Annotated in this window: 1 pseudogene; it reads right to left on the bottom strand. The window is 41.8% G+C overall.

What is annotated here, in order from left to right:
* Positions 1-67: 67 nt before the first annotated feature.
* A pseudogene (locus B4K20_RS02730) lies at positions 68-507 on the bottom strand (hypothetical protein); the annotation flags it as partial.

Below are 507 nucleotides of genomic sequence, written 5' to 3'. Positions count from 1 at the left end.
CCAAAGCTGGATTTTGCCTGAGGCAGCATGGTGAAATTGTGATTACTCCTGCCAGCATTAACGGCACCTATCGCTGGGTAGAGATTATATAAATCACTTTGCTGGCACAGTTTCTCCCTTTAAATGATTTCCCTTTAGAGTCGACACACAATGGATGTCCTTCACGCCATTCTTTAAATGTTCTACCAAAGTTTTCAGCCGGGACCACATGCTCCCACTCGATACTTTTAGCCCGTTTTTTATGTTTACTGGTGACAAAAGATTTGGGCAAAGTCACATTCTTTTTTTCATCAAACGCAGCGCCACAATATAGCGTGACGCGGTGGTCATAGTAGACATTGTTCTCCAATAGCTTTTTGGCTTTGTTAAAGGAGTCTGTTGGCTCAGCACTGGTAGCTGTTGAAGCTGTGACAAGCAGAATGACAATTATCGTTTCGAGTAGCGTTGTTGGGGTGTAAAGTGATTTTTGAGTTTGGAACATGTTTCTTTTGTTTTTTTGAGTATGAA

Source organism: Methylophaga sp. UBA5088, from assembly GCF_002414625.1.
In the GTDB taxonomy this organism is placed as follows: domain Bacteria; phylum Pseudomonadota; class Gammaproteobacteria; order Nitrosococcales; family Methylophagaceae; genus Methylophaga; species Methylophaga marina.
The sequence above is the reverse complement of the archived record's forward strand: the minus strand, read 5'-3'. Positions and strand labels throughout refer to the sequence as shown.